The organism is Martinezella multihospitum (genome assembly GCF_900094585.1).
In the GTDB taxonomy this organism is placed as follows: domain Bacteria; phylum Pseudomonadota; class Alphaproteobacteria; order Rhizobiales; family Rhizobiaceae; genus Rhizobium; species Rhizobium multihospitium.
This window is the reverse complement of record NZ_FMAG01000008.1, coordinates 147,627-173,810: the sequence shown is the minus strand read 5'-3', so window position 1 is coordinate 173,810 and position 26,184 is coordinate 147,627. Positions and strand designations below refer to the sequence as shown.

The following is a 26,184-nucleotide window of genomic DNA, read 5'->3' as shown; positions in this document are numbered from 1 at the left end:
GTATCACGCATCATCGAAGTGTCTCTAAGAAATCCAAAGGGGAACGAGAATGACACTGGATCTTGCTGCCTTTGCCAAAGACAAGGGCATCAAATATTTCATGATCAGCTACACGGATCTTTTTTCCGGCCAGCGTGCCAAGCTGGTGCCAGCCCAGGCGATTGCGGGCATGCAGGAAGACGGTGCCGGTTTTGCCGGTTTTGCCACCTGGCTCGATATGACGCCTGCCCATCCCGACCTTTTTGCAGTGCCCGACGCATCTTCCGTCATCCAGCTCCCATGGAAGAAGGATGTTGCCTGGGTCGCGGCCGATTGCGTGATGGAGGGCGAACTGGTCGCCCAGGCGCCGCGCAACGTCTTAAAGAAGCTCGTGAAAGAGGCAGAAGCAGCGGGCAAGCGCGTCAAGACCGGCGTCGAGGCCGAATTCTTCCTGATTACGGCCGACGGATCCAAAATATCCGACGAATACGACACGGCGGAAAAGCCCTGCTATGATCAGCAGGCGGTCATGCGGCGGTATGACGTCATTTCCGAGATCTGCGATTATATGCTGGAGCTCGGCTGGGGGGCCTATCAGAACGACCACGAGGACGCCAACGGTCAGTTCGAAATGAACTGGGAATTCGACGATGCCTTGAAGACGGCGGACAAGCACTCCTTCTTCAAGTTCATGGTCAAGTCGATTGCTGAAAAGCACGGTCTTAGAGCAACCTTCATGCCGAAGCCCTTCAAGGGCCTGACGGGCAACGGCTGCCATTGCCATATCTCCGTGTGGAGCAATGATGGCAGGACCAACGTCTTTGCCGACAGGGAGGCCGAATTCGGCCTGTCGTCCGAGGGCAAGCATTTCCTCGGCGGCATCATGAAGCATGCCTCATCGCTGGCAGCCATCACCAACCCCACGGTCAATTCCTACAAGCGCATCAATGCGCCGCGCACGACGTCGGGTGCCACCTGGTCCCCCAATACTGTGACATGGACCGGCAACAACCGGACCCACATGGTGCGTGTGCCGGGTCCCGGTCGCTTCGAGCTGCGCCTGCCCGATGGTGCCGTCAATCCGTACCTGCTGCAGGCCGTCATCATCGCTGCCGGCCTCGATGGCCTGCGCAGCAAGGCCGATCCCGGACCGCATCACGATATCGACATGTATGCGCAGGGTCATCTCGTGAAGAATGCACCGCGCCTGCCGCTCAACCTGCTCGATGCGCTGCGTGCCTATGACGAGGACGAGGGGCTGAAGCAGGCGATCGGTTCGGAATTCTCCGAAGCCTATCTGAAGCTCAAGCATCAGGAATGGAACGCTTATTGCTCGCATTTCACGCAGTGGGAGCGCGACAGCACGCTCGATATCTGAGTGCGTAGCGATAAGATGCCCTCAAGGGCTCAGGTGCCGGGGCGCGATCCCCCGGCACGGCAGCGGAATTTTGGCCGCAGACGGCGGAGGAAGATCAGCATGACGAGCTATGTATTGACAGTTGCGTGCCAGTCGACGCGGGGGATCGTTGCGGCGATCTCGAACTATCTGGCCGAGCAAGGCTGCAACGTCGTCGATTCCAGCCAGTTCGACGATCTGGATACCGGCATGTTCTTCATGCGCGTCTCCTTCATCTCAGAAGAAGGTGTGAGCCAAGCGGCGCTTGCCGAAGGCTTCAAGCCGATCGCCGAGAAGTTCGCCATGGTGTCGGAGATCCATGACGAGAAAAAGCGCATGAAGGTGTTGCTGATGGTGTCGCGCTTCGGCCATTGCCTCAACGACCTGCTCTATCGCTGGAAGATCGGCGCCTTGCCGATCGACATCGTCGGCGTCGTCTCCAACCATTTCGACTATCAGAAGGTGGTGGTCAATCACGATATCCCCTTCCACCACATCAAGGTGACGAAGGAGAACAAGCCGCAGGCCGAAGCCCAGCTCCTGGATCTGGTCGAGCAGACCGGCACCGAGCTTGTCGTGCTTGCCCGCTACATGCAGGTTCTGTCGGATGCGCTGTGCCGGAAGATGTCGGGCCGGATCATCAACATCCACCATTCCTTCCTGCCATCCTTCAAGGGGGCGAACCCTTACAAGCAGGCCTATGAGCGTGGGGTGAAGCTGATCGGGGCGACGGCGCATTATGTGACGGCCGATCTCGACGAAGGTCCGATCATCGAGCAGGACACGGCGCGCATCACGCATGCGCAGTCGGCCGAGGACTATGTGTCGATCGGCCGCGATGTCGAGAGCCAGGTTCTCGCCCGCGCCATCCATGCCCATATCCATCACCGCACCTTCATCAACGGCAACCGCACCGTCGTCTTCCCGGCAAGCCCGGGATCCTATGCCTCCGAGCGAATGGGGTGAGGCATGGCGCTGGCAAGGGTAATCGACGGCAAGGTTGCAGCGGCTTCGGTGATCGAGGCAGTGAAGATGGCGGCGGCAGGGCTTGAGACGGAGACCGGCGTTAAGACCGGGCTTGCGGTCGTCATCGTCGGCGACGATCCGGCCAGCCACGCCTATGTGAACTCCAAGAGCAAGATGGCCAAGGAATGCGGCTTCAAGTCGGTGCAGCACACGTTGCCGGCCGAAACGACGCAAGGTGAGCTGGCGCAGCTCGTGGCTTCGCTGAACGACGATCCCTCCATCCACGGCATTCTGGTACAGCTGCCGTTGCCAAAGCATCTGGATTCCGATCCGATCATCCAGTCGATCCGGCCGGAGAAGGATGTCGACGGGCTGCATGTGGTCAATGCCGGCAAGCTTGCGACCGGCGATCTCGAAACCGGGCTGATCTCCTGCACGCCGGCCGGCGCCATGCTTCTGGTACGGCGCATCCATGGCGAGGACCTGTCGGGTCTGAATGCCGTCGTCATCGGTCGCTCCAACCTGTTCGGCAAGCCGATGGCGCAGCTGCTGCTCAATGCCAATGCGACGGTGACGACGGCGCATTCGCGCACGAAGGATCTGGCCGCGGTCGCCAGAGGCGCCGATATTCTGGTAGCGGCCGTCGGCCGGCCTGAGATGGTGAAGGCGGACTGGATCAAGCCGGGCGCCACGGTCATCGATGTCGGCATCAACCGGATTGCGGCACCGGAGCGGGGCGAGGGCAAGAGCCGTCTTGTGGGCGATGTCGCCTATGCTGAGGTCTCCGATGTCGCCGGTGCGATCACGCCGGTTCCGGGCGGCGTCGGACCGATGACGATTGCCATGCTGATGACCAATACCGTCATCGCAGCTCATCGCACTGCCGGTCGGAAGCCGCCGAAGTTTTGAACAAAATGCCGTCCGGGCGATAACAAAAAACCACTCGGATCGGCTTGCCAAGGCATGAAAGACGACTATAGTCAGGAAATAAATATTCCATAGAAGAAAATGAGGGAACGAAATGGCATTATCATGGCGTTTCTCCGCCTTGGCGGACCGGCACCGTGCTCTCGGATCGAAACTCGAAGACTGGAGCGGCATGGGAACCGCCTGGACCTACGAGAAGGACATGTCGGACGAGCATGTCGCGATCCGCACCAAGGCCGGGCTGATGGACGTTTCCGGCCTCAAGAAGGTGCATCTGGTCGGCCCGCACGCCATTGCCGTGCTTGACTATATCACCACCCGCGATATGTCGAAGATCTATCCCGGCCGTTCGGTCTATGCCGCGATGCTGAATGATCGCGGCTATTTCACCGACGACTGCATCGTCTACCGCACCGGCCCGAACTCCTGGATGCTGGTGCATGGCTCGGGCTCCGGCCATGAGGAGCTCGTCAAGCAGGCAGCGGGGCGCAACTGCGCCGTCCTCTTCGACGACGATCTGCACGACCTCTCGCTACAAGGTCCGGTCGCCGTCGATTATCTCGCCAAATATGTACCCGGCATCCGCGACCTCAAATATTTCCATCACATGCAGACGACCCTGTTCGGCGCACCCGTGATGATCTCGCGCACCGGCTACACCGGCGAACGCGGCTATGAAATCTTCGTGCGCGGTCAGGATGCCGCGATGGTCTGGGATCGCATCGTCGCTGAGGGCAAAGAGATGGGGATCATTCCCTGCTGCTTCAGTGTCCTCGACATGCTGCGCGTCGAAAGCTATCTGCTCTTTTATCCCTATGATAACTCGCAGATGTATCCTTTCGCCGATCAGCCTCCCGGCGACAGCCTCTGGGAACTCGGCCTCGACTTTACAGTCAGCCCCGGCAAGACCGGTTTCCGCGGTGCCGAGGAACATGCCCGCCTCAAAGGCAAGGAACGCTTCAAGATTTTCGGCATGCTGATCGATGCCGATGGCCCGGCCGATCTCGGCGACGAAGTCTTTGCCGATGGCAAAAAGGTCGGCGTCATTACCTGCCCTTGCTATTCTGCGCTGACGAAGAAATCGATGGCGATCGCCCGCCTCGACGTCGACAAGGCCGTGCAGGGCACCAAGCTTGAGGTGCGTGGCAAGAGCCTGAAGGCAAGCGCGATCGCCCATACGCTGCCCTTCGACGATCCGGAAAAGAAGAAGAGGACGGCCATCGGCTAAGGAGGCGCTCATGCTTGTCGAAGGCATTAAGAGCCGACCGGTTTACCGTGGTCTCGCAATCCAGCCGCATGCTCGTCGGCATCTCTTCGTTCTCGAAGGGGAGGGCGCCAACGCCCTTCTCGATCACAGGCCCGCGCTTGACGACACGATCCTGTCGCGCAGCGAGATCCTCTATGTCGCGCGCGGCTCACAGGGCAAGGGTCATGACGAGACCCTGCGCAGCCTTGGCGCCGACATGTTCTTTACGGCACCGACCATTGCGACGCTGCTCTTCCGCCTGAAGGGCTCGCTTACGACGGCGCATATGGGCACGCGGCTTTATATCGCCGGCACCGAGGGCTTTATCGGCCAGGCGATGATGGTAGCGCTCGACTACGGCATGGATCATGCCTCGCTCATCACCGAACATCGCGGTTCCCTGGCGCGTCGGGTGCAATGCGTCCATTGCAAGGGCATTACCGAGGATGTCACGCATAGTCCCTTTGCCTGCAGCCATTGCGGGCTGCCGTTGCTGGTGCGCGACCACTATTCGCGCCGTCTCGGCGCCTTTCAGGGCGTCAACATCGATGCCGAAGAGCCGGGTACGGCGCCTGATCCCGAGGAGTTGTTCCTGTGAGCGGTGGTACGGAAATTCCGGTTCGTGTCGCGAAGGTGACGCCGGTCGCCGATCGCATCAAGCGCTTCCGCTTCGAGCGTCTCGACGGCGCGCCCATGCCTTATTTTTCGGGCGGTGCCCATGTCATCGTCTCGATGAACGACGAGGGCCATGTACGCCGCAACGCCTATTCGCTGATGTCGCCGCCGCATGATTGCTCGGCCTATGAGATCAGCGTGCTGCGCGTCGAGGAATCGCGCGGCGGCTCCGCCTTCATGCATGAGAAGGTGAGAGAGGGTGATGAGCTCAAGGTCAGCTATCCCGTCAATCTCTTCCAGCCGGACTGGCGCGGCCGCAAGCATCTGCTGATCGCCGGCGGCATCGGCATCACGCCGTTCATCGCGATGATGCAGCAGTTCTCCCGCGAGGGCGTCAATTTCGAGTTGCATTATGCCGTTCGTTCGCTCGATCGCGGCGCCTATTGCCGGGAACTTGTCGAGCAATATGGATCGCAGCGGGTGAAGATCTACTGCGATGCCGATCGCCATTTCATTCCCGTCGCCCGTCTGCTCGAAAGCCAGCCGCTCGGCACGCATCTCTATGTGTGCGGCCCGGCCGGCATGATCGACGGCGTGTTGAAAACCGGCATCGAGGCCGGCTGGCCGGAACAGAACCTGCATTCCGAGCGCTTCCTGTCCTCGCAGCCCGGCAAGCCGTTCTCGATCGAGCTGACGCGGTCCGGCAAGACCGTTCACGTCGGCCATCATGAGAGCATGCTGGAGGCAATCGAGGCCGCCGGTATCGATGCCCCCTTCCTCTGTCGCGGCGGTGCTTGCGGGCAGTGCGAGACGGGTGTCGCCGCCTGCGACGGCAAGCTTCTGCACAATGACGTCTATCTGACCGACGAAGAAAAGGCTTCCGGCCGAAAGGTGATGATCTGCGTTTCGCGTTTCGAAGGAAGCGCACTGCATCTCGATCTTTAGGCATCCCGCCGATACCCAGGAGAACGGACATGGCAATCGCTTTCAAGCACGAAACGTTCCGGGACGATTTCAGTTATCGCAACAGTCCGGAGAACATCCGCCGCTTTCCGTTTCCCTTCGATCGCGACGAATACATGTATTCCGTCAACATGGAACCGCATGTGAAGGGGCAGAAGAATACGATCTACGAAAGCCTGATCGACGTCGACGAGCACTACGTCGCCGAGATGCACGACCGGGCGCTGGTGCTGAAGGAAGATCCTTTGCGCTACCAGGCGCTGCCGCACATGATGTCGGCGCAATGGGATACGCTGGAACTCTTGATGGAAGAGCAGGCTGCCGGCTATCCCGAGCACTTCACGCTCACCAAGAACGGCGATCAATGGCGCTGGATCAACCGTCCCCTTGGCATCGACGACACCTTCACCTTCGGCGATGCGTCGACTTTGCCTTACGAACCCTTCGAATACATCACCCGCCAGGCGCAGGGCGATTTCTGCATCGTCGACCAGCGCGACAGCAATCTCTGGATGGATGCTGGCATGGTGACGACCCAGGCCGACTGGTCGCTTGATTTCGACATCGGCATGAACTTCATGGAATGGCACGGGCCGGTGCCGCTTGCCCATCAGATCGGCGTTTTCGACCGGGCGCTGAAATTCCTGTTGAACCTGCAGCTGGGTAAGCCGACGCGTCGGTTCAACTGGACGATGACGATCAATCCTCGTCTTGACACCAGCCCGGAGAACTATCCGAAATGGGGTCCGGACCGGACCACGGTGACGCCTGAGAATGTTGGCGAGAAGGTGCATCTGCGCGTCGAATTGCAGAGCCTCTGGCGTCTGCCGCGCTCGAACGCCATTCTTTTCGTCATCCGTTGCTACCTGATGAACATGGACGAGCTCGTCACCGTGCCGAAATGGGGGCGGCGCTTCCCGCGCGTGCTGAAAACGCTGCCGCCCGAGCTCATCGACTACAAGGGGCTGACACGGTTCCGCCAGACCACCATCGACTGGCTTTCGCAATATGACGACGGAGCGCCGACCAGCCCGGGCATCTTCCCGGATTGATGCCGGGCATCGCGCCAGGAACTGCATGCAATAAGAACTTCGATAGAATCGGGAAGGGGAATGCCACATGACACGAGTTGCCGTTATCGGTGCCGGCCCTTCGGGCCTTGCCCAGCTGAGGGCCTTTCAATCGGCAGCGAAGAAGGGAGCTGATATCCCTGAAGTCGTCTGCTTTGAAAAGCAGGCGGATTGGGGCGGTCTTTGGAACTATACCTGGCGCACGGGCCTTGATGAGTATGGCGAGCCGGTCCATGGCAGCATGTATCGCTATCTCTGGTCGAACGGCCCGAAGGAATGCCTGGAGTTCGCCGACTATTCCTTCGAAGAGCATTTCGGCAAGCCGATCGCCTCCTACCCGCCGCGCGCCGTGCTCTGGGACTATATCAAGGGCCGCGTCGAGAAGGCTGACGTGCGCAAATGGGTGCGCTTCAGCACGCCGGTGCGGATGGTCAATTTCGACAATGCCACGAAGAAGTTTACGGTCACCGCCCACGACCGTACCCACGACCGGATGTATGACGAGGAATTCGACTATGTCGTCGTTGCCTCGGGTCATTTCTCGACGCCGAATGTGCCCTATTTCGAGGGGGTAAAGACCTTCAACGGTCGAGTGATGCACGCCCACGACTTCCGCGATGCGCTGGAGTTCAAGGGCAAGGACGTGCTGCTGGTCGGTCGCAGCTATTCGGCCGAGGATATCGGCTCGCAATGCTGGAAATACGGAGCGAGGTCGGTAACGACAAGCTATCGCTCCAAGCCGATGGGCTTCAAATGGCCCGAGAATTTCGAGGAACGGCCGCTTCTGACACGCCTTGAAAACAAGACCGCCCATTTCCTCGACGGCTCTTCCAAGGAAGTCGATGCACTGATCCTGTGCACCGGCTACCAGCATCACTTCCCATTCCTGCCGGACGATCTCCGCCTGAAGACGGCCAATCGCCTCTGGGCAGACCACCTCTACAAGGGCGTGGTCTTCGACAAGAATCCGCAGCTTTTCTACATCGGCATGCAGGATCAGTTCTACACCTTCAACATGTTCGACGTGCAGGCCTGGTGGGCGCGCGACGTCATCATGGGCCGTATCAAACTGCCGCCGGAAGCGGAACTGCAGGCAAACTTCGACAAGTGGCGCGCCCGTGAAGAAACACTTGAAGATGCCGAGCAGATGATCTGGTACCAGGGCGACTACGTGAAGGAGCTGCTCGCCGAGACGGATTATCCAAGCTTCGATATCGAAGGGACCAACAAGACCTTCATGGAGTGGGAGCACCACAAGGCCGAGAACATCATGGGCTTCCGCGACCACGCCTACCGCTCGCTGATGACCGGCACCATGTCGCCGACACACCATACGCCTTGGGTCGACGCGCTTGATGATTCCATGGAGGAATATCTGCGTAATTGATCCCTGGTCACTTCCCCACCTAACCGGCAAGGGAGGCAAGAGCCGCCCTTGCCGGACTTTTATGTGTTGAGACGAAACGAGTTCATTGGCAACTTTCTCTTCGGGCACGGCTTCCATGGATTTTCAAACAAGCGTTCTCAGCCGCATGGCCGGCTTTCTTTATCGTTGCCGCGCTGACGAAAACTATACGATGCTCGACATGACCGACGGCATCGCGCGCATCTTCGGTTATCCTGCCGATGAAATCATCGGTAACCGCCTGCGGACCTTCACCTCCATCATGCACGAGGAGGACGTTCCGATGATGGATGAGCTTGTCGGCAGGGCCTTGGAAAACCGCACCGACTGGACGATGGAATATCGCATACGCCACCGTGACGGACATCTCATCTGGGTGACCGAGACGGGTGGAGGAGTCTGGGATGAAGCCGGCGAGCTTCTTTATCTCGAAGGCAGCATTATCAACATCGAATCCCTCTATCAGAGGCTTGACGATCAAACCGCGGATATGCGGATCACGGCATCGAAGACCAACGAGATCCTGCAGTCGCTGCGCTATCTGAAGCTACTCGCCGTTAACGCCGGCATTGAGGCTGCAAGAGCCGGAACAGCTGGATCGGGCTTTGCCGTGCTGGCAGCGGAGATGCGCACGCTTGCAAACTCCTCGGAAGAGGCCGCGCGCGCGATCTCGGGTGCGCAAAAGAGATCGGATTAGGAACGCGGCCGCGTCTTCTGCGGGTCATAGTGCGATAGGGGCACGATGACGGCGGGAAGCCGCTTTTGCTGACCATCGAGCTTGCCGATCTCGACCTTGGTGCCGACAGCCGCATGCGTGACGTCGACGCGGGCAAGCGCAATGGTCTTGCCGAGGATCGGCGAGCGTGTGGCACTGGTGATGACGCCGATCTGCGCGCGGCCGATATGGATGCAATCGCCATGTCCCACAGCCTCGTTGGCCTCGACATCGAGACCGACCATCAGGTGACGGGGATTTTCCTTTCGCCTGAGCAACGCCTCGCGACCGATGAAGTCGTCCTGCTTGGATTTCAATGGCACCGTGAAGCCGATACCGGCCTCGAAAGGATCGGTCTGATCGTCGAATTCGTGATGGGCAAAGACCAGGCCGGCCTCTATGCGCACCATATCAAGCGCCTCCAGGCCCATCGGCTTTAGACCGTAGGGTTCGCCGGCTTTCCAGACTGCATCGAAGACGGCTGCCGCATCCTTCGGATGGCAGAAGATTTCGTAGCCGAGTTCGCCGGTATAGCCGGTGCGCGACACGACGACCGGCGCGCCCTCGAAGTGGCCGATGCGGCCGACGGTGAAGCGGAACCATTCGAGCTCGCCGATCGTCGGCTGACGCGGTGCCGTCCAGATGATCTCCTTCAGGATATCGCGGCTCTTCGGGCCTTGCAGGGCGATGTTGTGCATCTGGTCGGTGGAGGAGCGGACCCAGGCCTTGAAGCCCTTCTTCTCGGCCTGCTCGCGCAGCCAGATGCCGCTATAGTCGTCGCCGCCGATCCAGCGGAAATTCTTGTCGCCGAGGCGAAACAGCGTGCCGTCGTCGATCATGCCGCCGTGTTCGTAGCACATGGCGGAATAGACGACCTGACCCGTCGAGAGCTTGCGCACGTCGCGCGTCAGGCAGTATTGCAGCAGTTCCTCGGCATCCGGACCCGTCACCTCGAATTTGCGCAACGGCGAAAGGTCGATGACGACGGCGCGTTCGCGACAGGCCCAGTATTCCTCGACCGGCCCTTCCGCGGAAAAGCGGTTCGGCAGCCAGAAGCCGCGATATTCGGTGTAGTCGCGCGTCAGGGCGGAGAGGCGCGGATGGAACGCGGTTTCCCGCGTCAGTTCGGGGTCGGCGTCAGGGGTCATGCGATAGGCCACCGCTCGTGTGAATTTTTCTTTGCCGGAAAAGGTGCGCACGTGAATGTCGGTCGGATCCCAGCCGTTGGCCGCATCGATATCATCGGGGCAGGATGAGGAGACGCAGACGAGATCCGTCAGGGCGCGCATCAGGACGTAATCGCCCGGCCTGGACCAGGGCTCGTCGAGGTAGAGCTGGTTATTGTGATCGACATTGGTGTTGTAGAAATAGTTGAGCGCCTCCCAGCCCTTTCGGCCGGCAATGCCGTAGGGCGCTAGGGCCGCATTGAAATTGTCGGTGCAGTTCACATGGCCGGGATAGCCCATGTCGTCGTAGTAGCGGGAATTGCAGGCCGTTGCGAAAGCGTCATGGCGGCCGACCGTATCCTGGACGATTTCCACCAGCGGCTCGAAATCGCGGTCAAAGGCCTTGGACGGCAGGCCGGGAGCCGGATAGCTGCGGCCGAGCAGGGTTCGAGTCACTGTGGAATCGAGCGCAAGATCGAGCCCCTTGTCGACTTTGCGGGCGGAAAAAGCCTGGAAGTCGGTGCATTGCCGGCCATAGACATCGATGATCTGAATATATTCGCCGGCGCGAACGAAATAGGCCGAGGCGGTTGCAGCCTTGATGCGAATGTCTTCGATCGGATCGGCAAGCGGTTCAGGCAGCGCGGAAGCATAATCTCGCAGGATCGTCGTGCGGCGTATCCTGACTTCCACGGGCGTTGCCGTATCCTGCGCCTCCGGCGACATGGCTGTTCCCGGTGCACAGGCGACAAGCAGGCCTTTGGTCGCGATGGTGAATTCCGCCGTGCTGCCCGCTGGCGACGATGCTCCGAAGAGGCGAAGCGCCGCTGCGGATGCGAGGTCCGCCCCGCAGCGTTCCAGCGCCGCCCTAACGCGAGCCGCGCTTTCATCTTCCGAGGAAAGGATAGCTTTCAGACCCGTTGCTTCGCCGGTGAATGTAGACCCTAATCCTGCGGATTGAAAGCGGCCCTTTTCGTCGATGAAGGTGAGTTCACAGACCTGGCCACCCTCGCTGTCTGTCAGCGTAATGCGATCGCCAGGCTCGACGCGCACGACCAGCGATCCGCCGCCTTTGCAGCGATAGCGTTCGGTATCTTTCGGTAGTGCCGGAATGCCCGGATAGCGAATGATGCTCGCCGAAATCGGCCGTATTCCGGCGGTTGGCGGGTGGAGATCTCGCATTAAGCCCTCTCGGGAAATGACGTCCGTCAGGACACCGGAATCATGCTGACAAAATGCCATCGGAAAGTAAAGGGATATTGACTAAAAAGAAAATATCTTCACTATGCATAAAGGGCATGTATCTGGAAACCGCGCGCAGACTCGGCTCATGAAAACCTCCAGCAAGCCCCGCAATGCCATGGGAGGCACGTTCAGGGAGACGTACGAGAGATACGTCCGGAACAAAATGGGGAATATCACCGATGACGGATATCGTGGACGCCGGCGCTTCTGCCGGCACCGAAGGTAAGCTTATACGCGCGCTGGACTGGAAGGGCGCGTTCTGGGTGGCTGCGGGCGTGCCGCCACTTGTTCTCTTCTCCATCGGCGGCATCGCCGGCACGACAGGCAAGCTCGCCTTCGTCGTGTGGATCATTTCGATGGTCATGGGGTTCCTGCAGTCTTTTACCTATGCGGAAATCGCCGGCATGTTCGGCAACAAGTCCGGCGGCGCTTCTGTTTACGGCGCGACGGCTTGGCTGCGTTACTCGAAATTCATCGCGCCGCTTTCCGTCTGGTGCAACTGGTTTGCCTGGTCGCCGGTGCTGTCGCTCGGCTGTGCCATTGCAGCCGGTTATATCCTCAATGCCTTCTTCCCCATTCCGGCGGCGGATTCGCAGGCTGTGCTGAGCTGGATCAGCGCACACGCCACCTCCATCGCCGCCGACAGCCCGCGTGTTGCCGAATATATTGCGGCACATGCCGGCACCTCACCCGACGATGCCGTCAAGGCGCTATTGAGTGCCGATGGCGTTGCCGCTTTGACGCCTGCCATTCGTAATTGGTCCCTTTTCAGCTTCACTATTCCCTTCCTCGCAACCGCCAACATCAATGCCACCTTCTTCATCGGCGGCATCCTGATGCTGATCATCTTTGCGATCCAGCATCGCGGCATCTCCGAGACGGCGAGCGTGCAGAAATGGCTTGCCATCATCGTGCTGGTGCCGCTGCTCATCATCGGCGTCTATCCGATCGTCAGCGGCCAGATCGTCTCATCCAATGTCACCGGCCTCGTGCCGCCAACCGCTGCCTATGCCGGCACTGACGGAACTTGGAGCAACGGTGGCTGGACGCTCTTTCTGGGTGGCCTCTATATCGCCGCGTGGTCGACCTACGGTTTCGAGACTGCAGTCTGCTATACGCGGGAACTGAAGAACCCGAAGACGGACACCTTCAAGGCGATCTTCTATTCAGGCCTTGCCTGCTGCATCTTCTTCTTCCTCGTGCCTTTCGCCTTCCAGGGCGTGCTCGGCCATGCCGGCATGCTGGCGCCGGGCATTGTTGACGGCACCGGCGTTGCCGAGGCGCTCGGCGGCCTGATCGGCGCCGGCCGCATCGTCACGCAGCTGCTCGTCATCCTGATGATCCTGGCGCTGTTCCTCGCCATCATGACGGCGATGGCCGGCTCCTCGCGCACGCTCTATCAGGGCTCCAAGGACGGCTGGCTGCCGAAATATCTCGATCATGTGAACGAGAACGGCGCTCCGACGAGAGCGATGTGGACCGACTTCGCCTTCAACCTCTCGCTTCTGGCGATTGCGTCGGATACCAGCGGCTACTTCTTCGTGCTCGCTGTTTCCAACGTCGGATACATCATTTTCAACTTCCTCAACCTCAATTCCGGCTGGATACACCGGATGGACTCCGGTCATGTCGAGCGCCCGTGGAAAGCACCGTCCTGGCTCATCGGCCTCAATACCATCCTAGCTTTCGTCAACGCGCTTTTCCTTGGCGCGGGGGCGAAGGTCTGGGGTTATGCCAATGCGCTCTGGATCGGATTTGCCTTTGCAGCTCTGATCCTGCCGGTCTTTGCCTACAGGCATTATGTTCGCGATGGCGGCAAGTTCCCCGCCGGTGCGATGGATGATCTGGGCCTTGTCGGTCAGGATTTGGGTGTGAGAAAAGCCGGCATTCTGCCCTATCTGGCGCTTGCCGGCGGCCTTGCCATCGTGCTGATCGCCAATTGGGCCTTCCAGTTGCCGGCATAACGGCATCTGGTCGAAGACGAGGTTCATGTTTGCAAGTCCGGCCTGGTCACAGGCCGGACTTCGCTATGGGACCAACTGATCCTGATCGTTCGATCACTCGGGTGCGACGATGAGAGTGTCGTCGATCTCGGCTTCTTGAGGCCGGCTGCGCTGTCGCGCCAGCCGTAGAAGCGTGGCCGCCAGCAGGATGGCCATCAGCCCGAGCTCGACGGCGATCGCCGTGACCCCGGCGGAGAGATAGGCGCTGGAATATTGCAGCACCTGGGCAAATACGGCCCCCAGGATCGCCGGTCCGAGACCCAACGATACCTGCTGCATGGTTGCGAGCATCGCGCTGCCGGCGCCGGCGTGTTCATGCGGCACGTCCGCCAGCCCGAGCCGGTAGAAGCTGTTGACGATGAGCGCCTGGCCGAAGCCGATCAGAATGGTGGACGGAATAAGGTTGATGACGCCGGGTTGCGGCCAGACTGTTTCGAGCGTCACGATGAGCAGCGCAAGCCCGCTCATCTGGATCACGCAGCCCATCGCCAGCATGAGTTCCCGGCGTATGTTTGCAAGGCGAGGCGTGACGAAAGCGGCCGAGACGAAATAGGAGCCGCCGAGTGCAATCAAGGCATTGCCCGATTGCAGCGGTGTCAGCCCGGCACCTGCTTGCAGCGTCAGCGCGAAGACGAACATGAAGCCGCTCCAGCAGGTGAAAAAGAGTATGGCGATCAGCCCTCCGAACCGCATGCTGGAGATGCGCGTGAGTGATGGCGGCAGGATCGGGAAGGCGCCGCGCATCTCCTTGGCGCGCTCGATGCGCCAAAGGAGTGCCACCAGCGGCAGGATCGGCACGAAGCCGAGCAGGCAAAGCCAATTCCAGTGGAGCGACGGGCCGAGCGCGGTCGGCAGCAGGACCGAAAGCGTCAGCAGCGCTAGCGTGATCATGCCCGACCAGTCCACCGGAACCCTGCCTTGGCCACGCGTCTCGGGAACATGCCGCCACATGCTGAGCAGGATCAGGATGCAGATCGGCAGATTGATGAGAAAGATGCTGCGCCAGCCGGAGCCGGCAATATCAGCCGAGATCAGGAAGCCGCCGAGAACCTGGCCGACGATGAAGGCGATGCCGCCGATCGCGCTGTAGAGCGAAACGGCACGGGCATGATCGCGTCCGGTCAGGCTGACGTGAATCGTCGCCAGCACCTGCGGCACCATCAGCGCTGCCGCAATTCCCTGCAGCGCGCGGGCGACGATGAGGAAGGCGACCGATGTCGCCACCCCGCAAAGCAGGGAAGCGAGGCAGAACATCAGGACGGCGAGGCCGAACATGCGCCTGCGGCCGAAATTGTCGCCAAGGCGCGCACCCATGGCCAGGCAGACGGCGAAGGCGACGCCATAGGCGGCGACGAAAAGTTCGAGTTCGGTCTCGCCGGCGTGCAGCGAGGCGGAGATGGCGGCAAGGCCGACATTGATGATGGAAAAATCGAGCTGCAACAGCAATTGCCCGGCAAGCAGGATCAGCAGGCCGAATTGGCCAAGCCGGATTGGTGCGGATGACATGGGGGACCTCAAAGCATTTCCAAAACTGAGTCCACAGCGTTCTACACCTATGTTAAACTGGTACAAGATACCTGTTTAGACTGGTATAAAAAGTATCAGGCTGGAGAATGGAAATGCACGGCACGCTCGATATCGTCCCCAATCAGATGCTTTCGCGGGCACAGGAGCTCGGCGAGATGTTGCGAAGACGGCGGGAAACTCTTGACCCGAAGCGACTGGGCCTCGGTCGCGCCGGCCGGATTCGTACACCCGGATTGCGACGGGAGGAAGTGGCGTCGCGTGCCGATATCGGCATTACCTGGTACACCAAGCTGGAGCAGGGCCGGTCGATACGCGTGTCGCCGCGCGTGCTTCTCTCCGTCGCACATGCTTTGGAATTCAACGAAGTCGAAACGGAGCACCTGTTCAGATTGGCCAATCTGCCGGTCCCGCCCCGGCTCGAGAATCCCCGCGTCTGTGAGCCGCTCACCGAGGCAAGCCAGCGCATCCTCGATCAGCTCTGTCCTTACCCGGCTCTTATCCAGACGAAGCGCTATAATATACGCGGTTTCAACGAGGCCTATCGCCGCCTCGTCGGCGTTGACCTCGATGCCGTCCCGCCCGAGGACCGGAACTGCATCTATCTATCCCTCGTCAACCCTGCCTGGCGCGCAAGCCAGGCCGATCCCGACGAGATGCTGGCCAATATGGCAGCGCTGTTCCGCGCCTCCATGGCCGAACATCTCGACGATCCGGCCTGGGAGCGGCAATTGGAACGCTATATGAGCGCTTCGGATCAGTTCCGCATCGTGTGGGATCGCTACCAGCTCAAGGGTATCGAGAACACCGTGAAGCGCTTCCGCCTCGTGGATGGCGCGATTCTGGCGCTGCAATCCAACAATTGGTGGGCAAGCCCCAGCAATGACGACCGCATGATCGTCTACACACCCGTCGACGAAGCCGGGGCGGAGAGGCTGAGCGCGATGATGAAGCGCAGGCGGGCTTGCTGAGCGGTAAGGCCGGCAGAACTTCAAAAGGATCGTTTATTACGAGCGAACTTGCGGCGGCTTCCGCCCGTTCGTCGGGCATTCCGTGTTCCGGCACTGTCAAAAATGGACGTAGGCTTTAAACGGCAGTCTGCCTAACGTGCCGGCAGCAGACATAGCAATGGCCGGTTTGGCTGGCGGCTTGCCATCGGGATCGTCCATCGCGCGGAGCTGAAGTAACGGACTGCATTAGTATCTGAGTAGTTTCACTTGCAGAAGCGAGTCCATCTGTGATGTCGCGGTAGCAGTGGTCCTCGAAGGAGGCATGATGGAACGCTTTCGCCACCTTATGGGAGGCAGCCTATCGCCGAAGCAAGTCGCCATACTCCAGAAGGTACTGGACAACGTCACCAGCCAGCCTTGGTTCGATAACAATGAGCATTACCGCAATGCGTTGGCCGGGCGGCTGACTTTTCTCATAAAAATTGGAATAGAAAACGCCGCGCATCTTCAAACCATCGGTGTTTGCTGGGCAGTTAATGACTTCAACCGCGATGTGATGAAAACGAATCGAAGGAAGCCGGCAGAGATAATGGAAACAAGGGAGGCCGAGCAGCTTCGGCTTGAGGATTACCGGTGAAATTTGCATCCCGAGTCCGACCTCAACGAACATCTCTGTAAAATTTCGATGTCCCGCCGCCGTATGCGATTTCATTGGGACGACGAGCTTAAATAGCGTGTGTTTCGCGCCTAAAGCCCGGACTCTGCATCCGAGTCGATGAGCTCGCTCATTCGTTTGATCAGGTCGTCCAGGATTGAGATGCGGTGACCGCCGGAAGGACGAATGGCGAAGTAGGCGACCTCGATCTGCGGTTCGAACGGTATCGCGACGATATCGGTTCCGGCGGACTGCAGGCTTGTGTGATCGACGATGCCAATGCCCATGCCCGCGGCTGCAAAATGACAGCAATTGAGCATTGATGTTTCCATCGTGCTGGTCGGCTGATGATCCTGCGCGGAGAAGGCGCGGTCGAGCGCCAGTCTGAGCGGCGAATTGCGACCGGGGATCAGCACGCGTTCCTCCATGAGGTCGGCAGGCCGGATGACGCGCCGGGAGGCCAGTCGATGCCCCGGGGCCATGGCGGCGACAGCATGGGAACTGTGCAGGAGAACGGCGTTCTTGTCCGCCATGCGGGGCGAACCGAAGACGAAGCCGAGATCGTAGCGGTTCTTATCGACCATGTCCCAGATGTGCCGGCTGTTTTCAACGTCGATGACAAGCGGAATGTCGCGCCGATTGCCAACGACATCGAGAATGGCTTGATGAAGATATGGGCGGACAAGCGACGTCACGCTCGCAATTCTCAGAACGATGTTCTTGTGCCGACGAATGTCGTCGGCGGCCTGGGCGATCTGATCGAGGCCGAGATACAGCCGCTCGACCTCTCGGAAGAGCTGTGTCGCCTCCACCGTCGGCACCAGGCGAGCGCCCACCCGCTCGAATAGCGTGATCTCGACGATTTCCTCCAGATCGCGGATGAGGCGGCTGACGGCGGGCTGCGTGACGTTCAAGGCATCGGCTGCAGCCGTGATGCCTCCCGTCATCATGACGCTTCTGAAGGCTTCCACCTGTCTTGGTTTCAATCGCATCCCAATGCCCTTTCCATAACATTAGGGCATGGATCGAACACAAAATGCAATTTTTCTTTTCTCACCAGGTTCTTTAGTTGCAGAGAAAATCTGCTTGGAGAGTGCGGATTTCGCAAACGCCGGAGGAACACCATCATGAAATTTCTAAAGGTCGCGGCCGTCTTGGCGGCATCCGTCCTTGCCATGCCGCTCGCAAGTCATGCCAGGGATCTGACCGTTGGCCTCGCCGCCTCGACGACATCCATGGATCCGCAGTTCTACGTCGTCGGGCCGAACAGCGCGATGGCGCGCAATATTTTCGACGGTCTCGTCAATCAGGATGACAAGCAGCGGCTGCAGCCGGCATTGGCGCTGTCCTGGAAGACCATCGACGACACGACCTGGGAGTTCAAGCTTCGTCCGAATGTGAAATTCCACGACGGAAGCGATTTTACCGCCGATGACGTCGTTGCCAGCATCAAGCGCGTGCCGCTCGCTTCCAAGAACAGCCCGAGCTCGTTTGCGGCCTATGTCAAGGCGATCACCGAGGTCACTGCGGTCGATCCGCTGACGGTTCGCATCAAGACCGATGGCCCGACGCCCCTGTTGCTGAACAACCTCAGCCGCATCGCAATCCTGCCGGCCAAGATGCAGAATACCGCGACGGAAGAGATGAATTCCGGCAAGGGCGTGATCGGTACCGGCCCGTTCAAATTCGTCTCCTGGACGCCCGACGATAACGTCGTACTGGCGCGCAATGATGCCTATTGGGGTGAAAAGGCCGCCTGGGACAAGGTTACTTTCAAGGTCTTCAAGAACAGCAGCGCCCGTGTTGCGGCAATGCTTTCCGGCGATGTTGACATGATCGAGAGCATCCCGACGGCTGACACGCGGCGGCTGCAGGCCTCGGACCAGCTGAAGGTCGTCAATGTTGCCGGCAACCGGATCATGTATCTCCACATGGATCAGGCGCGCGACGTATCGCCCTTCGCGAAGGGACTCGATGGCAAGAACCCATTGTTGAAGCCGGAGGTACGCCGCGCACTCTCGCTTTCGATCAACCGCGAAGCGCTTGTCGACCGCATCATGGACGGGCAGGGCGTGCCTGCCGGGCAGCTCGTTCCGGAGGGCTATTTCGGCTACGACCCATCCATCAAGGTCGATCCCTACGATCCGAACAAGGCGAAGGAACTTCTCGCCAAGGCCGGCTACCCCGGCGGCTTTTCGCTGACCTTCCATGCCTCTAACGACCGTTATCCGAACGATTCCAAGGTAGCCCAGGCAATCGGCCAGTTCTTCAGCCGCATCGGCATCAAGACCGAAGTCGCGACCCTGCCGGGCAGCGTCTATTTCACCCGGGCTTCCAATCTGGAATTCAGCTTCATCATGGGCGGTGCGGCGGTCGAAACGGGCGAGGCATCCGGCGTACTCGGCCCGATCCTGGAAACTTTCGGTGACAAGGCCGGGCAGGGCAACCGTGGCCGCTATTCGAACCCGGAATTCGACAAGACGCTTAGCGAGGCGCGTTCGACGCTCGATGACGGCAAGCGCGAGGAACTGCTTCGCAAGGCAACCGAGATCGCCATGAACGATCTCGGCGTCATCCCGATCTTCTACCTCGCCAATACCTGGGCGGTGAAGAAGGACCTCACCTACCCCGGTCGGTCCGATGGCTACACGCTTCCCTATTACGTGAAGCCGAACTGAGCCGGCGAAGGGGCGATCGACCATGTCTTTCCGCGGCGTATTTCCCTACCTCGTCTCGCCGATCGACGCATCCGGTCTGGTGATGAAGGGCGTGTTGACCGACCTGGTGGATCATCTGATAGCGTCAGGCGTTCACGGCCTGACGCCGCTTGGCAGTACGGGCGAATTCGCTTACCTCGATCAGGAACAGCGCCGCAGTGTCGTCGATACGGTGATTGCCGCCGGTCGTGGGCGGGTTCCTGTCCTGGCAGGGGTGGCATCGACATCGACCAGCGACGCCGTCGCCCAGACCGAATACATGGTCGAGGCGGGAGCCGATGGTATTCTGGCTGTACTGGAGGCCTATTTTCCGGTCAGCGACGAGGGTGTCGAGGCCTACTTCACGGCCATTGCCAAGGCCGCGAAAGGACGGCCGGTGGTGCTCTACACCAATCCGCAATTCCAGCGTTCCGATCTGAGCCTGCCTGTCATCGAGCGGCTAAGCCGCATCGATAACATCCGCTATATCAAGGATGCCTCGACCAATACGGGACGCCTGCTCTCGATCATCGAGCGGACGCAAGGCCGGATGGAGGTTTTTGCCGCCTCCGCTCATATCCCGGTCTGTGTGATGATGATCGGCGGTGTCGGCTGGATGGCCGGACCTGCCTGCGTCGTTCCGAAGCAGAGCATCGCGCTCTATGAAGCGGCCAATGCCGGCGATTGGGCAAGGGCGATGGAGCTGCAGCGACCGCTCTGGCGGGTCAACGAGATCTTCGCGAAATACTCGATCGCCGCCTGCATCAAGACGGCACTGGAACTGCAGGGGTTTGCGGTCGGCGCACCGATACAGCCGCAACTACCCCTTGCCGAGACTGCACGAGCGGAGATCGCGGATGTTCTTCGCGAACTCGGCGCCCTCTGACACCGAATTTTCCATTTACTGAAGGCACTCCCCATGAAGCCGATTTCGATCATTGTCGATTGTGACCCCGGAATTGACGATACGATCGCACTTCTGACCGCATTCGTATCGCCGGAGCTCAACATCCTCGGCATCACGCCTGTCTGCGGCAACCAGCCGCTGGAGCGCACCGTCCGCAACGCGCTTCAGGTTTGCGAGCTTGGCGGGCGTTCCGATGTCCCGGTCTATGCGGGGTGTTTTCGCCCGATGCTGCGAGAACCGATCTACGGCCAGTTTCACGGCAAGACCGGGCTTGGAAACACCGTCCTGCCGGAGCCTGAAAAAGCGACAGAGAGCAAATCAGCAGTCGATTTCCTCATTGATACCCTGAGCGAAGCAGCGCGGACGGGAGACCGCGTCACGCTTTGCTGCTTGGGGCCGATGACCAATATTGCCGTCGCCCTGCGTATGAAGCCGCAGATCGCCGAAGGCGTCGAGCGGATCGTGATGATGGGTGGTGCTTACCGCGAGCCGGGCAACCGGACGATGACGTCAGAATTCAACATGCTGGCGGACCCGCATGCGGCGCATGTGGTCTTCTCAAGCGGGATTCCGCTCGTTGCCCTCGCGCTCGATGCGACGCATCAGGTCATGCTGAAACCCGAGCATGTTGCCGAATTCTCACGTGTCAGCGGACGTATCTCGCAGACCCTTGCAGAGCTGATGGCCTTCTGGGATCGCAACGATGTTCGCCGTTACGGTTCGCGTGGCGGGCCGCTGCATGATCCGCTGGTGATCGCCTATATCCTGGCCCCGCATCTGTTCGAGACCGAGAAGGCGCGCGTCTTCGTGGAGTATGAAAGCGAGCTCTGCATGGGCCAGACCATCGCCGACTGGTATGGCAAGAGCGGTCTTGAGCCGAATGCCGACATCGTCACCAAGGTCGATGCCGAAGGCGTGATTGCCTTCTTCCTCGAGCGGCTCTCGCGCTATGCCGAAAAGGCTGTCGCATGACCCGCCAGAAAATCATCATCGACGCCGATCCGGGCGTGGATGATGCGGCGGCCATCCTGATGGCGCTCGCATCGCCGGAAGTCGATGTGCTTGGTCTCACGATCGTGGCCGGCAATGTTCCGCTTCGCGATACGGTGGTCAATGCCTGCAAGATCGTCGGCCTGAGCGGTCGTCATGACGTGCCGGTTCACGCGGGAGCCGCCGGACCGCTCGTCCGTGACCAGGTCTATGGCAAATATGCCCGCATCGGTGCGTTTGACGATGCGTTGGTGAAAGCCGGTGATGTCGGTCCCTCTGACGAACATGCCGTGCATTTTATCGTGCACTCGGCGCGCGAAGCGGTACGGTCTGGCGAAAAGATCACCATCTGCGCCATCGGGCCGATGACCAACATTGCCCTGGCGCTCATCCAGCATCCGGACGTGGCATCCGGCATCCGGCAGATCGTTTCGATGGGTGGCGCTTTCACGGCGCTCGGCCATCGCACGCCCTGGGCCGAGTTCAATATCTATGCCGATCCGCACGCCGCCGAGATCGTTTACTGCTCGGGGGTGCCGATCGTCATCATGCCGCTCGACATGACGTTCCAGGCGCTGTTCACCTCGGAGCATTTCGGGCAGTTCCGAGACGGTGGCGAGGCGGGGAACGCGCTTTTCAATCTGCTTTCGGCCTTCGACCGCAGTGATATCAAGCGGTTTGGCAGGCCGGGCGGCCCGATCCACGATGCCACCACCATCGCCTGGCTCATCCGCCCGGATCTGTTTAGCGGCCGCGAAGCTTTCGTCGGCGTGCAGGTGACGGGCCTGACCATGGGCTACACCTATGCCGACTTTTACGGAAAGATGGATCGGTCACCCAATGCTACCGTTATCACTGATGTTAACGAGGCCGGGTTCATCGCACTGCTGATCGAGCGCATCGCCCGCTACGGGCGAGGCGGGCTCGGCTCGACAGTGCAGGGAGGTTAAAAATCATGGGCGGATATTTGCTGAGCCGATCGGTTCAGACGGTCCTCACGCTGCTCGTCATGTCGGTTCTGGTGTTTGCCGGGCTCTATCTCGTCGGCAATCCCGTCGACGTGTTGTTGAGCCCGACGGCAACGCCGGCGGAGCGTCTTCAGGTCATCCAGTCCTTCGGTCTCGATAAACCGGTCTGGGAGCAATATTGGCTCTTCCTGACGCGAGCGCTGTCGGGCGACCTCGGCAATTCCTTTGTCTATAATCAACCCGCGCTGACGCTGATCCTCCACCGCATGCCGGCGACGCTGGAACTCGCCTTCGTCGCATTGATCATGGCGCTCGTCATCGGCATCCCGCTCGGCGTCTATGCCGGCCTCAAACCGAAGGGGCTGATCTCGAAATCGATCATGACCTTCTCGATCCTCGGCTTCAGCCTGCCGACCTTCTGGATCGGCCTGGTGATGATCATGCTGTTCAGCGTGCATTTCGGCTGGCTACCGGCTTCCGGCCGGGGTCAGACGGTGCCCGTCCTCGGGGTACCGCTCAGCCTCTTCACGCTTGATGGCCTTTCCCATCTGGTGCTGCCGGCCTTCAACCTGGCGCTCTTCAAGATCTCGCTGGTCATCCGCCTGACGCGGGCCGGTGTGATGGAAACGATGCAGCTCGATTTCGTTCGCTTCGCCCGCGCCAAGGGTCTGACCGAGCGGCGGATCGTCACCGTGCATGTCCTGAAGAACACCCTGATCCCGCTGATCACCGTGATCGGCCTCGAACTCGGATCGCTGATTGCCTTTGCCGTCGTCACCGAGACGATCTTTGCCTGGCCCGGCATGGGCAAGCTCATCATCGACGCGATCGGCGTTCTCGATCGCCCGGTCATCCTCGCTTATCTGATGATCACCGTCGTGATGTTCAGCGTCATCAATCTTCTGGTCGACATCCTCTATTCGATCGTCGATCCCCGCGTCCGTCTCGAAGGGAGTGCATAATGAGCCAGGATAGCGCAAATGCAGGCTCCGTGCATTCGGGCCAGGGGAGTGCCGGTAGGGTCACGTCGCGCTCGCCCTTCCGTCAGACGATGTCGGCCCTCCTGCACGACAAGCTTGCGCTGGCAGGTCTCGTCATCGTCGCCATCTTCGTGGTTGCGGCACTATTCGCGCCTTTGCTCGCGCCGCAGAACCCTTACGATCTATCCCAGCTCGACATCCTGGACGGACGTTTGCCGCCCGGATCGCACAGCACCACCGGCATGTTCTATCTGATCGGCACCGACGACCAGGGGCGCGATCTGATGAGCGCAATCCTCTATGGTCTTCGCACCAGCCTGCTTGTCGGCATATCGAGCGCTGCCGTGGCGCTCGTCATAGGCGCTTCGATCGGGCTTGTCAGCGCTTATGTCGGCGGCCGCCTCGATGCCTTCCTGATGCGAGTAGTCGATATCCAGCTAAGTTTCCCGGCGATCCTCATCGCTCTGATCTTTCTCGCCATCCTCGGCCAGGGTGTCGACAAGATCATCCTGGCGCTCATCGTCACGCAATGGGCCTATTATGCCCGCACAATCCGCGGGTCCGCACTGGTGGAGCGCAAGCGCGCCTACGTCGATGCTGCCCGCTCCATGGCCCTGCCGGACAGGAGCATCCTGTTTCGTCACATCCTGCCGAACTGCCTGCCGCCCTTGATCGTCGTTGCCACGATGCGCGTGGCCTATGCCATCATGCTCGAGGCGACGCTTTCCTTTCTCGGCATCGGTCTGCCGGTGACGCAGCCGTCTCTTGGCCTGCTGATCTCCAACGGCTTCGAATATCTGCTCTCCGGCGACTATTGGATCAGTTTCTTCCCAGGCCTTGCGCTTCTTATGCTGATCGTCGGCATCAATCTCATCGGCGATGCGCTGCGTGACATCCTCAATCCACGGCGGGAAGGCTGAGCCATGACCAAACCGATCCTTTCCATCTCCAAGCTCAACACGGCCTTCCGCGTCGGTGGCGAATGGCGCAATGTCGTCCGTGATATCAGCTTCGATATCGGTCCGCAGGAAACCGTTGCAGTCGTCGGCGAATCCGGCTCAGGCAAAAGCGTCACCGCCATGTCGATCATGCGGCTTCTGTCGCCGGCCAATTCGCGGATAACAGGCAGGATCGAATTCGAAGGTCAGGATCTCCTATCCCTACCGCTTGCCGATATGCAGGCGATCCGCGGCAATCGAATCGGCATGATCTTCCAGGAGCCGATGACCTCGCTCAATCCCGTCCTGAGGATTGGCCAGCAGATCACCGAGGTTCTGGTGCAGCATCGCGGTATGTCGCAGTCGCAGGCCGAAGGCGAAGCCGTGCGTCTGCTTGAGAAGGTGCGCATCCCCTCGGCGAAATCGCGGCTCAACGAATATCCGATGAATTTTTCCGGCGGCATGCGCCAGCGCGTGGTGATTGCGATCGCGCTTGCCTGCGATCCGAAGCTGCTAATCGCCGACGAACCGACGACGGCGCTCGACGTGACCATTCAGGCGCAGATCCTCGGTCTGATCAAGACGCTGCAGGAAGAGGAGGGCATGTCTGTGCTCTTCATCACCCATGACATGGGGGTCGTCGCCGAGATTTCCGATCGCACCGTCGTTATGTATCGCGGCGAACAGGTTGAGACGGATACGACGGCGGCCCTCTTTGCCGGCGCCAGGCATCCTTATACGCGCGCCCTTCTTTCAGCCGTGCCGCAGCTCGGCTCGATGACCGGAAAGGACCGCCCCTTGCGTTTCCCGCAGGTGGATATGGCGACCGGCGAGGTGCAGCCGGTCAGGCCGACCGAAGACACGGTCAAGCTCAATCAGCCGCCGATCCTGAAGGTGGATAACCTCATTACCCGTTTTCCAGTCAAGCGTGGTTTTCTGCGCAGAACCGTCGGCAGCATCCATGCGGTCGAAGGTGTTTCCCTTGAACTCAGGCAGGGCGAAACCCTGTCGCTTGTCGGCGAATCCGGCTGCGGCAAGTCGACAACCGGACGTTCGATCATCCGTCTTGCCCCGGCGATGTCAGGCGAAATCCGCATCGACGGCAAGGATGTCCTGAAGGCCGGCAGGGATGATCTCGCCGATATCAGGCGCGAAGCGCAGATGATCTTTCAGGACCCGTTCGAAAGTCTCAATCCGCGCATGCGTATCGGCCAGGCGATCGCCGAACCGATCATCGCCCATGGCCTGGCGACCGCCGCGCAGGCAAAGGATCGCGTGAGCGACCTTCTCGAACGGGTCGGCCTCTCGGCCGCGATGGCGGATCGCTTCCCGCATGAGTTCTCAGGCGGGCAGCGCCAGCGTGTCTGCATCGCCCGGGCGCTGGCGCTTGAACCGAAGCTTCTCATTGCCGATGAATCGGTGTCCGCGCTCGACGTCTCGGTCAAGGCCCAGGTCATCAACCTCATGCTGGATCTGCAGGAGAAATACGGTCTCGGCTATCTCTTCATCAGCCACGACATGGCGGTCGTCGAGCGTATCAGCCACCGTGTTGCGGTGATGTATCTGGGCGAGATCGTCGAGATCGGACCGCGCCGGGCGGTTTTCGACAACCCGCAGCATGACTATACCAAGCGCCTGATGGCGGCAGTTCCGATTGCCGATCCCACGCGTCGCCCGGTGCGGCGCATCTCCAACGAGGAGATAGGGAGCCCGTTCCGCGCAACCGACTATCGGCCGCCAAAGCGGACATACGAGCAGGCCGGCGATGGCCATTTTTTTCAGGTGGCTTGAGAGGGACGCCGCGCCATCATCGTCATGGCGCGGCTTACCGCTCGGTTTCGGATTGGCGGTCGTTGTATACGAGGAAATATAATGATAGC

22 protein-coding genes are annotated in these 26,184 nt (G+C 60.1%); 19 read left to right on the top strand and 3 right to left on the bottom strand.

Annotated features, from left to right (window positions below):
- Positions 1-49: 49 nt before the first annotated feature.
- The 9 genes from glnT to GA0061103_RS35590 all read left to right on the top strand — a co-directional run bounded on the left by glnT (position 50) and on the right by GA0061103_RS35590 (position 9,264).
- On the top strand, positions 50-1,357 hold the full coding sequence (glnT, locus tag GA0061103_RS27490; RefSeq protein ID WP_092716797.1) for a type III glutamate--ammonia ligase: 1,308 nt from the start codon (positions 50-52) through the stop codon (positions 1,355-1,357).
- A gap of 99 nt (positions 1,358-1,456) precedes the next feature.
- Positions 1,457-2,341 (top strand): formyltetrahydrofolate deformylase, encoded by an 885-nt coding sequence (gene purU / locus GA0061103_RS27485; protein ID WP_092716795.1) that lies wholly within the window; start codon positions 1,457-1,459, stop codon positions 2,339-2,341.
- 3 nt (positions 2,342-2,344) lie between these two features.
- The gene (folD, locus tag GA0061103_RS27480) at positions 2,345-3,250 is read left to right on the top strand and encodes a bifunctional methylenetetrahydrofolate dehydrogenase/methenyltetrahydrofolate cyclohydrolase FolD (RefSeq protein WP_245304883.1); all 906 of its coding nucleotides are present in this window, start codon (positions 2,345-2,347) and stop codon (positions 3,248-3,250) included.
- Between the two features lie 112 nt (positions 3,251-3,362).
- Complete coding sequence (locus GA0061103_RS27475; RefSeq protein ID WP_092716793.1) at positions 3,363-4,496, top strand: aminomethyl transferase family protein; 1,134 nt, start codon at positions 3,363-3,365, stop codon at positions 4,494-4,496.
- 10 nt (positions 4,497-4,506) lie between these two features.
- On the top strand, positions 4,507-5,112 hold the full coding sequence (locus tag GA0061103_RS27470) for a dimethylamine monooxygenase subunit DmmA family protein (RefSeq protein WP_092716791.1): 606 nt from the start codon (positions 4,507-4,509) through the stop codon (positions 5,110-5,112).
- Positions 5,109-6,074, top strand: coding sequence for a PDR/VanB family oxidoreductase (locus GA0061103_RS27465; RefSeq protein WP_092716790.1), 966 nt, complete (start codon positions 5,109-5,111; stop codon positions 6,072-6,074). Before GA0061103_RS27470 ends, GA0061103_RS27465 begins: the two co-directional genes overlap by 4 nt.
- A gap of 29 nt (positions 6,075-6,103) precedes the next feature.
- On the top strand, positions 6,104-7,144 hold the full coding sequence (locus GA0061103_RS27460) for a heme-dependent oxidative N-demethylase family protein (RefSeq protein WP_092716788.1): 1,041 nt from the start codon (positions 6,104-6,106) through the stop codon (positions 7,142-7,144).
- A gap of 67 nt (positions 7,145-7,211) precedes the next feature.
- Positions 7,212-8,549, top strand: a complete 1,338-nt coding sequence (locus GA0061103_RS27455) for an NAD(P)-binding domain-containing protein (RefSeq protein ID WP_092716786.1) — start codon at positions 7,212-7,214, stop codon at positions 8,547-8,549.
- 115 nt (positions 8,550-8,664) lie between these two features.
- On the top strand, positions 8,665-9,264 hold the full coding sequence (locus GA0061103_RS35590) for a methyl-accepting chemotaxis protein (protein ID WP_092717124.1): 600 nt from the start codon (positions 8,665-8,667) through the stop codon (positions 9,262-9,264).
- Here the strand turns inward: GA0061103_RS35590 and GA0061103_RS27445 are convergent.
- The gene (locus GA0061103_RS27445) at positions 9,261-11,630 is read right to left on the bottom strand and encodes a trimethylamine N-oxide demethylase (RefSeq protein ID WP_092716784.1); all 2,370 of its coding nucleotides are present in this window, start codon (positions 11,628-11,630) and stop codon (positions 9,261-9,263) included. The genes GA0061103_RS35590 and GA0061103_RS27445 overlap by 4 nt on opposite strands.
- A 242-nt stretch (positions 11,631-11,872) precedes the next feature.
- On the opposite strand from GA0061103_RS27445, the gene GA0061103_RS27440 reads away from it, so the two are divergent.
- On the top strand, positions 11,873-13,657 hold the full coding sequence (locus tag GA0061103_RS27440; RefSeq protein ID WP_092716782.1) for a trimethylamine N-oxide permease: 1,785 nt from the start codon (positions 11,873-11,875) through the stop codon (positions 13,655-13,657).
- A gap of 93 nt (positions 13,658-13,750) precedes the next feature.
- Here the strand turns inward: GA0061103_RS27440 and GA0061103_RS27435 are convergent, their stop codons facing one another.
- Positions 13,751-15,202, bottom strand: a complete 1,452-nt coding sequence (locus GA0061103_RS27435) for an MFS transporter (protein WP_092716781.1) — start codon at positions 15,200-15,202, stop codon at positions 13,751-13,753.
- A 113-nt stretch (positions 15,203-15,315) separates the two neighbouring features.
- Between GA0061103_RS27435 and GA0061103_RS27430 the strand changes: the two genes are divergently transcribed.
- Positions 15,316-16,191, top strand: a complete 876-nt coding sequence (locus tag GA0061103_RS27430) for a helix-turn-helix transcriptional regulator (RefSeq protein ID WP_092716779.1) — start codon at positions 15,316-15,318, stop codon at positions 16,189-16,191.
- A gap of 301 nt (positions 16,192-16,492) precedes the next feature.
- Positions 16,493-16,807, top strand: a complete 315-nt coding sequence (locus GA0061103_RS27425) for a hypothetical protein (protein ID WP_092716777.1) — start codon at positions 16,493-16,495, stop codon at positions 16,805-16,807.
- Positions 16,808-16,917: 110 nt separating this feature from the next.
- Here the strand turns inward: GA0061103_RS27425 and GA0061103_RS27420 are convergent, their stop codons facing one another.
- The gene (locus GA0061103_RS27420; protein WP_092716775.1) at positions 16,918-17,817 is read right to left on the bottom strand and encodes a LysR substrate-binding domain-containing protein; all 900 of its coding nucleotides are present in this window, start codon (positions 17,815-17,817) and stop codon (positions 16,918-16,920) included.
- 135 nt (positions 17,818-17,952) lie between these two features.
- Here GA0061103_RS27420 and GA0061103_RS27415 point away from each other — a divergent pair, with 135 nt between their 5' ends.
- From GA0061103_RS27415 to GA0061103_RS27385, 7 genes are read left to right on the top strand one after another with little or no spacing between them, the layout of a single operon-like run.
- Positions 17,953-19,503, top strand: a complete 1,551-nt coding sequence (locus GA0061103_RS27415) for an ABC transporter substrate-binding protein (protein WP_092716774.1) — start codon at positions 17,953-17,955, stop codon at positions 19,501-19,503.
- Positions 19,504-19,525: 22 nt separating this feature from the next.
- Positions 19,526-20,407: a dihydrodipicolinate synthase family protein gene (locus GA0061103_RS27410; protein WP_092716772.1), complete on the top strand. Its 882-nt coding sequence runs from the start codon at positions 19,526-19,528 to the stop codon at positions 20,405-20,407.
- A gap of 33 nt (positions 20,408-20,440) precedes the next feature.
- Complete coding sequence (locus GA0061103_RS27405) at positions 20,441-21,400, top strand: nucleoside hydrolase (RefSeq protein WP_092716770.1); 960 nt, start codon at positions 20,441-20,443, stop codon at positions 21,398-21,400.
- Complete coding sequence (locus tag GA0061103_RS27400) at positions 21,397-22,368, top strand: nucleoside hydrolase (protein ID WP_092716768.1); 972 nt, start codon at positions 21,397-21,399, stop codon at positions 22,366-22,368. Before GA0061103_RS27405 ends, GA0061103_RS27400 begins: the two co-directional genes overlap by 4 nt.
- A 5-nt stretch (positions 22,369-22,373) precedes the next feature.
- Positions 22,374-23,348, top strand: coding sequence for an ABC transporter permease (locus GA0061103_RS27395; RefSeq protein ID WP_092716766.1), 975 nt, complete (start codon positions 22,374-22,376; stop codon positions 23,346-23,348).
- The gene (locus GA0061103_RS27390; protein ID WP_092716765.1) at positions 23,348-24,286 is read left to right on the top strand and encodes an ABC transporter permease; all 939 of its coding nucleotides are present in this window, start codon (positions 23,348-23,350) and stop codon (positions 24,284-24,286) included. Before GA0061103_RS27395 ends, GA0061103_RS27390 begins: the two co-directional genes overlap by 1 nt.
- Positions 24,287-24,289: 3 nt before the next feature.
- A complete protein-coding gene (locus tag GA0061103_RS27385) occupies positions 24,290-26,095 on the top strand; it encodes an ABC transporter ATP-binding protein (RefSeq protein WP_092716763.1) in 1,806 nt (601 codons plus the stop codon).
- Positions 26,096-26,184 lie beyond the last annotated feature (89 nt).